Consider the following 13,265-nt stretch of genomic DNA (forward strand, 5'->3'; position numbering starts at 1 on the left):
GTTTCAGCACGTTTTTGGCATCTACATCTGTGATTTTAGGCTAAAAAGTGCCTTTTGTGATGCCGTAAATAGCACTTTTCGTTCAAAAGATAGCAAAAATGTTACATGAACGATTTTTGGTATATCTTGATACGTTTGTAACGGCGATAGTATCTACGTTTGCGTACTTTTGCTGCATCAAAACCACAACTACAATCCCCCTAACCTCCAGAGTTATGAAAAAGACTGCTCTTCCCGCCCTGCGCCTCGGCGCTATCTTGTTTACCGCGATGTTGAGTGCTTCGGTCGCCCATGCGCAATCGGAGAATTCTAAATCCAACAAAGAAGAAGGCAACCGCAACGTGATGCTCAATGCGGCCAGTGCCAACGGCCCGCGCGAAATCCAAATCGGTCTGCCCTCGGCCGATGTCAATGTCCTTGAAAATGGTCTGCCTGTGACTTATGCCACCAATCCCCACAGCGTCAACAGCAACTGGCGCTCCGACGCGAGTCTTTCGCACGTGGGTTTGCTCAAAATTTCAGAAACGGCCATCACGACAGGCAACATCGGTTATGCCGTCAATTCTTTCACCCAACTTGGGCAAAAGGGATTTCACGGTACGCTCAACTACAAAGCCAACCATTTTGGACTGAACGAGTTTTCACTCAACCTGAACGGCGACTTGGGTAAAGATTGGTACTATTCGGCCAATATGTACCAAGATTTCGACCCCGGCACGTTCAATATCAAGTCGTCCATCTACCAAGATCGAACACAAATCTACAAAGCGGCTTTGACGAAGCAGTACAACGAAGGACGCGGTCGATTTACGGCCATGTACCGCTACTCCAACTCACATCCCGTCTACACTTTTGCCACTCAGTCTGCACCTTTCATTTATGTAGGCGACGGCAGCGTGAAGGAATATGGCAAGTTTGCCCTCGGTACGACTTCCTACCTCCCGACCGATCCGAACATGACTTATCGCGATATGCGTACCGGCGAACTGAAAGAAACTTCTCTCTACGATGCTGCCGAAAACCATTCCAGCGAAATCTCGCTGATGAACCACTACAACTGGGACAACGGTCTTTCGTGGAAAATGCTGATGCGTTATGACCATGCTCGGGGGGCGATGGTTTATCAAACACCCATGTCGCTCATCGATTTGAAACAACCCCACACGCACAACTATCAGCAGCAAACGCTCACCGGTGCTTGGGCGCCCTACACCGGACAATATGTGCAAACCCGTATGTCTTGCTTGAACTCCGGCGATATCGATGAGTTTTTGGCGACTTCCGAATTGTCGAAGCGCTTTTCCAACTCCACCCTCCGTCTCGGTCTTAATGAATGGCACTACAACGTAGATTACACTTCCAACACCACAATGTACGACCAAAGTGTGCCGACCGACGGCAGTTACGCCACACGGCTGATTGATTTCAGCCAACGTAGCAATTATTTCTACGACTTCAACAAGAATGCTTCGGAATACTACAAAGGACACGAAAACAAACTGGCACTCTACTTCACCCACGATTGGGACATTTCGCCCAAGGTGAACCTCTACTATGGCGCGCGGTTGGAATGGCAGACACTGAAAGGAGAAAATGCTGCCGTGAAAAATGCCGCGGGCAACTACGTGGGACGTTTTGCCGATTATCATCTCGGTGCCACTGCCCCCGACGGCGTAACGAAGATTACACCGACAACGCTCGATTACAGTTGGCTCAACTACGATTTCTCCGCCGCTCTGACTTATAAACTCAATCCACGCTTCGGTTTCACAGGCGATTTTACTTACATCGTGCAACGTCCGCGCTTTGAAAATTTCTCACCGGCCACTCTTCCCAATACCAATAAAATCAGTGTGCCGCTCGGTCGTGGAGGAATCTATTACAACAACGATTGGATGAGCCTTACCTCGCTATTTTCCTACATTTCGAAAACCAACAACAACTCAACGCTCAATCTCCAGCACGGCGCCGAAATCATGGCCGCGCCGCTCACCTACGACATCCAAACTTGGGGTTGGACGACGGACGTGATGACACATCCCGTCAAGGGTCTCGACATCCACTTCCTCTTCACCTATCAGAAGCCGACCTACAAGAAGTACGAAACCTCCATCAAATTCTCCGACGGCTATGTCGGCAAGATCAACGCTACCGGCAATATCGTGGCCGAAGTGCCGCAATACATCATCGAGTTCGACCCCAGCTACATGATTACCAAAGACATCAAAGTCTGGACGTCCTTCCGCTATTTCGGCAAAACTTATGCTAACATTAACGAGGCTTACTACTTCAACGGCCGTTGGGAAACTTTCGGCGGGGTGAACTGGCAAGCCAACAAGCGCCTCAGTCTTGGTTGCACCGTGGTGAACTTCCTCAACCAAACCGGTGCAAAAGGCAGCATTGCCGGTGCAGAACTCATCACCAAACAAGAAGCGGCGGGCATCAAGAACGTGCTGATGACGGGCAGCTACCTGCGTCCCTTTACGGTGGAGTTTACCGCTACGCTCAAAATTTAGACGCTGTCATTTCAATCCCATCAACCTGTGGGGAGAGCGCAATGCTTCCATAGGCTTAACCTCTCCCCCATCTTTACCTTTCAAAAGCCTTACCTTATGAAACTCAACACCTTATTAACTGCCGGTCTGCTTGCCCTCATCGGCCACACCGCAGCCCCTGCACAAAGTCTGCAATTCGACCGCCGCGACGGCGACCTGACCATCGTACGCATCGACCGCCCCACGCGCTACCTCCTCATTCCCATTCAGGAAAGCGCCGCAGAGGGCTATCTCCGTTTGGCTTACGGAGCCGACATGGACGTACGGCTCGCTGTCGACTCCACCGACTATTTCGTACCCGTCGCTCTTCCTCAAGGTGTAGACAAAGCCGAAGTCATCATACAAGGGGTACCTGCCGCTGCTCGCTGCTGGAAAGAAATGAAACTTTCCGATACCTTCGACACCACCAACCGCGACTACTATCGCCCGATCTACCACCACACCCCTGCCTACGGCTGGATGAACGACGCCAACGGACTGGTCTACCAAAACGGCACCTACCACCTTGCTTATCAGTACAACCCCTATGCTGCCGTTTGGGGCAATATGCACTGGGGGCACTCCACCTCCACCGACCTCATCCACTGGAAGCACGAAGCACCCATCATCGACCGCGATGCGATGGGGCACATCTTCTCCGGCAGTTGCGTGGTGGATGCCGACAATACCGCCGGCTACGGCAAAGATGCCATCGTGGCTTTCTACACCTCCCACCACTGGACGCACACCGGCGAACAAGTGCAGTGGCAGGCTTCGGCTTACAGCACCGATGGGGGCAACACCTACACCAAAATTTCTGAAAATCCCATTCTCAAACCTGCCGACGGCCGCCGCGACTTCCGCGACCCCAAAGTCTTTTGGTATGCGCCCGAAAAGAAATGGGTGATGATTGTTTCGGCCGATAAGGAGATGCGATTTTTCGAGAGCCGCAACCTCCGCGACTGGACTTATCTGAGTGCTTTTGGAGAAGGCTACGGCCGCCAGCCCAACCAGTTTGAATGCCCCGAAATGGTGCAACTTCCTGTCGATGGCAATAAGGACAACATGAAGTGGGTGCTCATTGTCAATATCAATCCCGGCTGCCTCTTCGGCGGTTCTGCCACGGAATACTTTGTGGGCAGCTTCGACGGCCGCCGCTTCATTTGCGACACCGCTCCCGAAGTCACCAAATGGATGGACTATGGTAAGGATCACTACGCCACCGTCTGCTTCTCCAACACCGGAGAACGCAACATCGCAGTGCCTTGGATGAGCAACTGGCAGTATGCCAACCTCACCCCCACCCGCCAATTCCGCGGACAGAATGCCCTCCCTCGCGAATTGAAACTTTTCACCGGCAACGATGGGCAACTCTATGTGGCTTCGCAGCCCGTCAACGAGACCCTCTCGCTGCGCAAAGGGGAGCAAAAACTGGGCGCCCTCAAACCGGAGCAGGTGCGCCACTTCAATGCTGCCGAAGGGGCTTATGAGATTACTGCCCGCTTCGACCCTGCCGATGCCGAAACCACAGGCTTGGTTCTCTCCAACGAGCGCGGCGAACAAGTGAACATTTATCTCGATTGCAAAAACGGCCGCCTCGTCATGGACCGCACCCAAAGCGGCATCACCGATTTCGGCCACCGCTCCTCGGTACACGAACGCGAATACGTGGAAGATCCTCACACCCACAAGGAAATCAGCGAAACGACCCGAAAGGCTTTTGCCGTCAATTACCAAAACGACTTTGCGCTGGGCACTTGGGCGCCGCTCAACCTCTGTGCCGGAAAGACCTATCAAGTCGATATTTTTGTCGACAAGAGTTCCGTTGAAATTTTTATCGACGGCGGGCGCATCGCCATGACCAACCTCGTCTTCCCTACGAAACCCTATGATCGGCTTCGCGCCTACTCCACCGGAAAAGGTAAGGTGGACAATGTCAAGGTCTACACCCTCGGCCTTTAAGCCGACGCCTCCAACGGAGAAAACCTCTTTTTTACTTTTACGGACGGAAAGCCGCTGCATAATGGGCGGCTTCCCACCGATTTCCCTTCCCCACCATCAACCACCACCATGTCTAAAACATCTCGTCTCGCCCTCATTCCCGTGATGCTCGCTTTCTTTGCCATGGGATTTGTAGACCTCGTGGGCATCGCTTCCAACTATGTCAAGGAAGCGCTCCACCTCACCAACGCCGAAGCCAATGTCTTCCCCTCGCTCGTCTTCTTTTGGTTCCTCATCTTCGCCGTACCCACCGGCCTGCTGATGAACAAAATCGGGCGTAAGCGCACCGTCCTCCTCTCCCTCGTCGTCACCGTCGTTTCGCTCGCCCTACCCATCTTCGGCGACAGTTACGGTCTGATGCTCGTTTCCTTCTCGCTCCTCGGCATCGGCAACGCCCTGATGCAAACTTCCCTCAATCCGCTCATCGCGGGAATGATTCAAGGCGACCGACTGGCCTCCACCCTCACCTTCGGACAGTTCATCAAAGCCATCGCCTCCTTCATGGCGCCCTACATCGCCATGTGGGGAGCCGCCGCCACCATGCCCACCTTCGGACTGGGATGGCGCGTCCTCTTCCCCATCTACATGGTCATCGGCATCGCCGCCGTCTTTCTGCTCGGTGCCACTGCCATTGAGGAGCAACCCGCCTCTCGCGCCAGCGGCTTCGGTGCCTGCGTTCGGTTGCTGCAACGCCCTGTGGTGCTGCTCTCTTTCGTAGGTATCATGTGTCATGTGGGCATTGACGTGGGTACCAACACCACCGCGCCTAAAATTCTCATGGAGCGTCTGAGCATGAACCTCAACGAGGCGGCTTTTGCCACAAGTCTTTACTTCATCTTCCGCACCATCGGGTGCCTCACCGGTTCCTACTTCCTCCGCGTCCTGCCCCATCGTCTTTTCTTCGGAATCTCTGTCGTGATGATGGCGCTCTCCATGCTCGGCCTTTGGTGGGGGCACACGCCTTGGATGCTCTACGCTGCCATTGCTCTCGTGGGCTACGGCAACTCCAACATCTTCTCCCTCGTCTTCTCGCAAGCGCTCCTCTCCGAACCCGAACAGCAAAACGAAGTGTCGGGATTGATGATTATGGGGCTTTTCGGCGGCACCATCTTCCCGCTCCTGATGGGCGTGGCCTCCGATGCCGTCGGGCAAACAGGTGCCGTGGCCGTGATGGCCGTAGGCGTACTCTATCTTTTTCTTTATCTCACCAAAATGAAATCACAACAAGTCTAATCTTTCTCTTATGAAACAATACATCGTCGGTCTTGGTGAAGCACTCTGGGACGTGCTTCCCGAAGGCAAAAAAATAGGAGGCGCCCCCGCCAACTTCGCCTACCATGTCTCACAATTCGGCTACGACTCTCTCGCCATCAGCGCTGTAGGTGAGGATGCTTTGGGCGACGAACTCCTCTCAAAGTTCGATGAGCGCGGACTTCACTACCTCATTCCCCGCATCGACTACCCCACCGGCACCGTGCAAGTGACGCTCGACGCAGAGGGAGTGCCCACCTACGACATTCGCGAGGGAGTGGCGTGGGACAACATTCCCTTCACACCCGAATTGGAGGAAGTGGCACGCCACACCCGTGCCGTCTGCTTCGGTTCGCTGGCACAACGCAGCAGCGTCTCGCGCGACACCATCCGTCGCTTTCTCGATGCCACACCCACGGACTGCCTGAAAATTTTCGACATCAACCTCCGCCAAAACTTTTACACCAAGGAGACCCTTCAAGAGTCGATTAAATCCTGCAACATTTTGAAGATAAACGATGAAGAGCTGGTCACTCTCGGTCGTCTTTTCGGCTACCCCGGTTTGGACATCGAAAACAAATGTTGGCTCATCCTCGGTAAGTACAACCTCAAGATGCTGGTGCTCACCTGTGGAGTCAATGGCAGTTATGTTTTCACCCCCGGCGCTATGTTCTTCCAAGAAACGCCTCGTGTTGAAGTGGCCGACACGGTCGGTGCCGGCGATTCCTTCACGGCCACCTTTACCGCCGCCCTCCTTCACGAAAAGCCCATCTGCGAAGCCCATCGTTTGGCAGTGGAGGTGAGCGCCTACGTCTGCACGCAAAATGGAGCGATGCCCCGCCTCCCCCAAGACCTCTTGGAACGCGGCCGATAAGATACACTGTGTTTTGATCAGTGAATGTGAAGAGGATTTCGGATGTCCTCGCCCACGTGAGTTTCGGGTTCGTCCTGAACTCACGTGTTTTTTTATTTTTTGCGGCAAACAATCCTCGCGCACGCACGCGTATCTCTACAATAGTTACTGTTTTTTGCCTTCACACCTTCACCGCCCTACGCAACCCATTGATTGCAAGGGAATTGTAGGTGAAGGCAAAACCCAAGTTTGCCTTCACCGACTACCCACGTAGGTGAAGGCAGTGAAGGCAAAAAACACGACATATTGTGTAGTATATACGCGCGCGAGGGAAGCAGACTGTCCGGTCGATGCCGGCAAGCAACAGAGGGGAAGTCGCGGAATTTCCCTCAGAGGTAAACAAAACTATCTCTGAGGAAAATGAAACTACATCAGAGGTAAATGCAATTCCCTCTGAGGTAGAAAATCCGTTTTCCACACTCCGTCCCTCCCTCTCTGTCGGCCTCGCCGAAATGTTAAAGTCGTGTTAAACTCGGGAGCTTGTGGCTGAAATGGACATCGAGATGTCTATATATAAATGGGAGGGTAGGTTTCGGTTCAATGATTGATGACCGATGGCAAAAACTCCATAGTCATCTGTCTATAATACTATAATAGAGCGCTGATGAAAAATTAATCGATTGTAAACTATTTAAAAAAAAAGTAATTTTATTGCTTGTTTGATTCTTATTTCCTACTTTTGCGACATCGAATTACACTTTGTGTAAAGTCTCTACAATAATAAAAAACACCCTAATCAGAGATTACAATGGGTATTATAGCCCTTGGGTGTTAGACTCAAGAAAAGAAGATAATCAGAAACCTACAAGAAGTAATCAAAAAGGGCTTTATCAATATAAAATTCGAACTTCAACCATTTCAAAACCAAACTTATGAAAAGTATAGTAACTACAGTTGCGAGTCTTTTTGCTGTCATATTGATGGGGCTTTCAGCTTGTGATAATGAGCTTAATTTGGACTCACACCCTCCTCGTTTGGAAGATGGTGAACTTTCTGGTGCTTTCCGCATCCGCTTTGTAGATGAAAATGGAGTAAATTGGCTGGGTAAGCTGACTGAAGCGAATGTAGAAAAGAATACCATTTTCCACTACACCTATGACTTCTATGCCACGGTGACCACAGGGCGCGGGAAGTATCTCGGGGTGCCTGATAGACCTTGGCTTCGTGATGAAAATGGATATTATTTATGCTTCCCCTTCAACCGTTCGACGACCACTTCTCCGCAAGGCAAAGAAACCTACACGATGGAAATCAGCAGCGACCGCTGGTTGGAGGCCGGCGAGAAGCACACGGCCAAATGGTACGTGGAGCGCAAGGGCAACTACCACGACTGCTATCGTTGCGAAGTGGATGGGAAAGAAGTGCCGGTGACAGAGGGCTATACTTATCCCGATGGACGCTTTGGTCGCTACGCCACAACGCCCATTATCACCGTCCATTTGAAGAAAGGGGCCAAGTAAATCTACTTCTCTCTAAAATGGAGTGGAATCATCCCTTCCAGATTAGCGCATAGAATAAAACCGGCATTCGCTTCCTTGTTTGTACGAACAAAGGAAGCGAATGCCGGCTTTTTTTGCCTACGGAGCCAAGAAGGAGGGAATGGGATAGTCAAGCAGAGCACGATGCGGAGCGGAAATAAAAAAGCCGACCTCTTTTTGCAAAGAAGTCGGCTGTGGCCAGGACGAATGTCCTAAGAGTTGATGCGAGAAGGGGCTCGCTTACTTGATGCGCTTGTAACCGTAAACAGCGAGATCGCCAAGTTCCTCTTCGATGCGGAGGAGTTGGTTGTACTTAGCCATACGGTCGGAGCGGCTGAGCGAACCGGTCTTGATTTGGCCGGAGTTGGTAGCCACAGCGATGTCAGCGATAGTAGCATCTTCGGTTTCGCCGGAACGGTGAGAAGTCACGGAAGTGTAGCCGTGACGGTGAGCCATTTCGATGGCGTCGAGCGTTTCGGTGAGCGAACCGATTTGGTTGACCTTGATGAGGATGGAGTTAGCGCAACCGAGCTCGATACCCTTGCGGAGGAAGTCCACGTTGGTCACGAAGAGGTCGTCGCCCACGAGTTGGCAACGGTCGCCGATGGCGGCGGTGAGCTTCTGCCAGCCGTCCCAGTCGTTTTCAGCCATACCGTCTTCGATAGAGTCGATGGGGTACTTGGTGATGAGTTCGGTGAGGTAAGCCACTTGTTCGTCGGCAGTGCGCTTAGCGCCCTTGTTGCCTTCAAACTTGGTATAGTCGTACACACCGTCGGCGTAGAATTCGGAAGAAGCGCAGTCGAGGCCGATCTTCACGTCCTTACCGGGTTCGTAGCCGGCGTTCTTGATGGCGGTGAGGATGCTTTCGAGAGCTTCTTCAGTACCACCGGCGAGGTTGGGAGCGAAACCACCTTCGTCGCCGACAGCGGTAGAAAGACCCTTGTCGTGGAGCACCTTCTTGAGAGCGTGGAACACTTCAGCACCCATGCGGAGACCTTCGCGGAAGGTGGGAGCACCTACGGGGCGAATCATGAACTCTTGGAAAGCGATGGGAGCGTCGGAGTGCGAACCACCATTGATGATGTTCATCATGGGCACGGGGAGGGTGTAGGTGTTCGTGCCGCCGATGTAGCGATAGAGGGGGATTTCGAGGTATTCGGCAGCTGCCTTGGCCACAGCAAGCGAAACACCGAGGATGGCGTTGGCACCGAGGTTGCTCTTGGTCTTCGTACCGTCGAGGGCGAGCATCTTGTGGTCGATGGCGCGCTGCTGGAGAGCCGACATGCCGATGAGGGCAGGAGCAATCTTCGTGTTCACGTTTTCAACGGCCTTGAGCGTACCCTTGCCGAGGTAGCGCTTCTTGTCGCCGTCGCGGAGTTCGAGGGCTTCGTGTTCGCCGGTGGAAGCACCAGAGGGCACAGAAGCACGGCCGACAACGCCGCATTCCAGGGTTACGTCAACTTCCACAGTGGGATTGCCACGAGAGTCCAGAATCTCGCGAGCTACGATTTTTTCAATTCTCATTGTTACGCAGAATTTAAATATGATAAGTTTAGGTTGGAAAGTTCAAACTTAGAGCGTGGCTACCCAGTCGGCAATGCGGGAAGCGTGGGAGTCGGTGTCGGCATCATCGAGGGGAAGACCCACAAACTTACCATCGCGGAAGGATTCGGTGTCGGTGGAGCCGTAGCCATCGCCGTCTACCTGACCCACGAAAGTGGCGCCGCTGTCGGCAAGGGCATCGTAGATTTGTGCCAAAGCGCCTACGAAAGTGTCGGGATAGCCGTCGCTGTCGCCGCAGCCAAAGAGGGCAATCTTCTTGCCGGCCAAGTCTTGTGCTTTGAAGGCATCGAGGAAGTCGTACCAATCGTCTTGCAGGTCGCCGCTGCCCCAGGTGGAGGAACCGAGGAGGAGGGTGTCGTACTGAGCCACGGTGTCGGCCGAAGTTTCACCTACGTTGTGTACGTTGGCTGCATCTACGCCGAGTGCAGCTGCGATGTCGTTGGCAGCCGCTTCGGTGTTGCCTGTGGTGCTACCGTAAAAAATTCCGATCATAAGAATAATATTTTATTGGGGTTTATGTAGGCTGCAAAAGTACGCAATTTTCTCGGTACACACAATCACCTAATGTAGTGATTTTGCAACGACCCCGCTAAAAAAAATCAAAGCTTGCCCGGTCGTTTTGCGGTCGTCGGGAAGCTCTTGTCCGGGCGTTGTAGAAAAGTCCGCAGCCTGCTTTGAAATAAGAGCCTCCCCGAAAGTGGGCTGTGCGTGCTATTGATAGGCGGTGCTGTGCTCGCATCTTTCGAGAGGCTACATTGCAAAATTAAGCAATTCTCTGCCACCTACCAAATAGAAGGCGTTTTTTCTTACTCTCCTTCTGAAAAAATCCCTCCGTGAGGAGGATATCCTTGCGCCGCTACGGCAAAATGCTTACCTTTGCATCTACATCTTTCCTATTCTTTCCATCTTATGCACCACCTGTTTCAACTTCCCCTTTTTGCCCACGTATCTTTCGAGGAGTTCACACAATGGCTGGCACACGCCCCCTGCCGGAAGGAATGTTTCGGCCGCGGCGAACAGATTGTGCAACAGGGCGACCCTTGCCGCTCGGTCTACATCCTCTCACGAGGAAACATCATCACCGCTATGGGTGAGGGCGAACGCGACCTGACCATCGACCACCTCGAGGCTCCCGAGATTTTGGCATCGGCTTTTATTTATGGCGAAACCAATCGTTTTCCGGTGACGGTCGTGGCCGAGAGCGACTGCGAGGTATGGGTCATCAACAAAGACGCCTTTTTCGACTTCATGGTGGCTCACCCTGACATGATGCGGCACTTCATGGCCGACATCTCCAACCGCTGCGCTTTCTTGAGCAACAAGGTGCGCACTTTTGCTTTGAAAACGCTGCGGGCACGCACGCTGGAATATCTGGTGAAGAAAGGTCGCATCGACAGCGTACAAAGTGCGGCACAAGCCATGGGCGTGCAGCGGCCGTCGCTCTCGCGCATGCTCTCCGACTTGGCTGCAGAGGGAGTCGTGGAGCGTACGACCGAAGGCTACGAGATTGCCCACAGGGCGAAATAGGCATCAAGAAATCTAAGCAAAAGCAAACCTCAGAAGTCCGCCGCTGCCGGTGGAGTTCTGAGGTTTGCTTTTGCTTATTATGTATTATGCGATGCCGAAGAGCTTCATGTCGTTTTCTACATCGGTAATGCCTGCAATACCGAAGTTGTCGACAAGCACCTTCGTCACGTTGGGCGAGAGGAAGCCGGGAAGCGTGGGGCCGACATGGATGTTTTTCACACCGAGGTAGAGCAACCCGAGCAGGACGATGATGGCTTTCTGTTCGTACCACGCGATGTTGTAGACAATGGGTAGGTCGTTCACGTTGTCTAATCCGAACACCTCTTTCAGTTTGAGCGCGATAAGGGCGAGCGAGTAGCTGTCGTTGCACTGGCCGGCGTCGAGCACACGGGGGATACCATTGATGTCGCCCAAGGCGAGTTTGTTGTAACGATATTTTGCGCAACCCGAGGTGAGGATAACCGTGTCTTGGGGTAAGGCTTTGGCAAAGTCGGCGTAATAGTCGCGACCGGCCTGCCGTCCGTCGCAGCCACTCATCACGACAAACTTTTTGATAGCACCGCTTTTGACGGCATCAACTACTTTGTCGGCGAGGGCAAATACTTGGTTGTGGGCAAAGCCACCCACAATGCTGCCTTTCTCGATGCTGGTGGGAGCGGGGCAGGTCTTGGCCAAGGCGATGATTTCGGAGAAATCCTTCTTTCCATCCGCACCTGTGGTTACGTGCTTCCAGCCGGGATAGCCCGTGGCGTTGGTGGTGAACACCTTGTCCTTATAGGAGGCGTTGGAAAGGGGCGGTACGATACAGTTGGTGGTGAAGAGGATGGGGCCGTTGAAAGAGGTGAACTCTGCACGTTGCTGCCACCAGGCGTTGCCGTAGTTGCCGACGAAGTGCTTATACTTTTTGAAGGCAGGATAGTAGTGGGCGGGGAGCATTTCGCCATGAGTATAGATGTCTACGCCCGTACCTTCGGTTTGTTCAAGCAGCATCTCCAGGTCTTTCAGATCGTGGCCGGAGATGAGGATGCCGGGATTGGAACGCACATCGATGCTCACCTCTGTGATTTCGGGATGACCATAACTGCCGGTGTTGGCTCGGTCGAGGATTTCCATACCTTTCACACCAAATTCTCCTGTGCGGAGGGTCAGTGCAATGAGAGCTTCTACATCAAGATGGTCTACGGTGAGAGCGGCCAAGGCATCGCACATAAAGCGGTTGATGTCCAAATCTTCGTAGCCCAGACGTTCGGCGTGCTCCACGTAAGCGGCAAGTCCTTTCAATCCATAAATGATCAGTTCTGTGAGGGAGCGTTTGTCCTCGTCCTTTTCGGCAAGCACACCTACTTCTCCGGCTTTGGCATCGAAGTTTTCGCGTACATCGCTCCAGGTCAATGCATCGACCTGTGGCACGTTGATGTCGTGCTGAATGAGCAGCGCTTTGAGTCGGTCGCGCAGTTGCAGTCCCTTTTCGACACGGGCGGCGATGCTGTCGTCGTCGAAGTTGGCGTTGGTGATGGTGCAGAAGAGAGCATCGGTGTTGAACACGTAAATCTCGCGTTCCACGTTGATGCCGTTTTGGCGGAGCAAGCGTTCAGCCACGGAGATGCCGCGCACCACAAAGAGCAGAAGGTCTTGCAGGCGGGCAGTGGAGGGCAGTTTGCCGCAAACGCCTTTGATGAGGCAACCTTGGTTTTTAGCGGTTTCCTGACATTGGAAACAAAACATTTGAGCGTCCATAAGAGTAAGATATTGTTATTGATAAATTGTTTTTTTCTGAGGGAGGCAATGAACTTCGACCAACAAGAAACATTGTCGATTATCTAACGAGAAAAGTTGAAAAGCTCAGAAGTAATCTTTAATTCAAACTTTGGTTTATGTAATTCAAACCTTGGTTTATATAATTCAAGCTTTGGTTTATAGTTTGCGCTTGATGAAAACAACTTTTTGTCGTGAGTAGTTTTTCTTTTGGGGGTCCGCCCATTTCCTCTTCGGGGGTTG

Annotated in this window: 9 protein-coding genes; 6 read left to right on the forward strand and 3 right to left on the reverse strand. The window is 52.6% G+C overall.

The annotated features are described in order from the left end of the window. The first annotated feature begins 269 nt into the window (after positions 1-269). The 5 genes from H8527_RS05130 to H8527_RS05150 all read left to right on the forward strand — a co-directional run bounded on the left by H8527_RS05130 (position 270) and on the right by H8527_RS05150 (position 8,159). Positions 270-2,516, forward strand: coding sequence for a TonB-dependent receptor (locus tag H8527_RS05130; protein ID WP_255498526.1), 2,247 nt, complete (start codon positions 270-272; stop codon positions 2,514-2,516). A gap of 96 nt (positions 2,517-2,612) precedes the next feature. Next, positions 2,613-4,496, forward strand: a complete 1,884-nt coding sequence (locus H8527_RS05135) for a GH32 C-terminal domain-containing protein (protein WP_187546178.1) — start codon at positions 2,613-2,615, stop codon at positions 4,494-4,496. A gap of 108 nt (positions 4,497-4,604) precedes the next feature. Then, complete coding sequence (locus tag H8527_RS05140) at positions 4,605-5,768, forward strand: MFS transporter (RefSeq protein WP_187546180.1); 1,164 nt, start codon at positions 4,605-4,607, stop codon at positions 5,766-5,768. A 10-nt stretch (positions 5,769-5,778) separates the two neighbouring features. Continuing rightward, the gene (locus tag H8527_RS05145; protein ID WP_187546182.1) at positions 5,779-6,660 is read left to right on the forward strand and encodes a carbohydrate kinase; all 882 of its coding nucleotides are present in this window, start codon (positions 5,779-5,781) and stop codon (positions 6,658-6,660) included. A 992-nt stretch (positions 6,661-7,652) separates the two neighbouring features. Continuing rightward, a complete protein-coding gene (locus tag H8527_RS05150; RefSeq protein ID WP_187546184.1) occupies positions 7,653-8,159 on the forward strand; it encodes a hypothetical protein in 507 nt (168 codons plus the stop codon). Positions 8,160-8,417: 258 nt separating this feature from the next. Here H8527_RS05150 and eno read toward each other — a convergent pair whose 3' ends face one another. After that, complete coding sequence (eno, locus tag H8527_RS05155; RefSeq protein ID WP_187546186.1) at positions 8,418-9,701, reverse strand: phosphopyruvate hydratase; 1,284 nt, start codon at positions 9,699-9,701, stop codon at positions 8,418-8,420. Between the two features lie 48 nt (positions 9,702-9,749). Then, positions 9,750-10,232: a flavodoxin gene (locus tag H8527_RS05160; RefSeq protein WP_187546188.1), complete on the reverse strand. Its 483-nt coding sequence runs from the start codon at positions 10,230-10,232 to the stop codon at positions 9,750-9,752. 417 nt (positions 10,233-10,649) lie between these two features. Here H8527_RS05160 and H8527_RS05165 point away from each other — a divergent pair, with 417 nt between their 5' ends. Next, entirely contained in the window at positions 10,650-11,267 is a 618-nt protein-coding gene (locus H8527_RS05165; RefSeq protein WP_187546190.1) for a Crp/Fnr family transcriptional regulator, read from the forward strand. 84 nt (positions 11,268-11,351) lie between these two features. Here H8527_RS05165 and hcp read toward each other — a convergent pair whose 3' ends face one another. Further along, positions 11,352-13,004 carry a hydroxylamine reductase gene (hcp, locus tag H8527_RS05170; RefSeq protein ID WP_187546191.1) on the reverse strand — a complete coding sequence of 551 codons (1,653 nt, stop codon included), beginning with the start codon at positions 13,002-13,004 and terminating at the stop codon, positions 11,352-11,354. Positions 13,005-13,265: the final 261 nt, after the last annotated feature.

It is taken from the genome of Alloprevotella sp. Lung230 (assembly GCF_014385435.1).
Lineage (GTDB): Bacteria > Bacteroidota > Bacteroidia > Bacteroidales > Bacteroidaceae > Alloprevotella.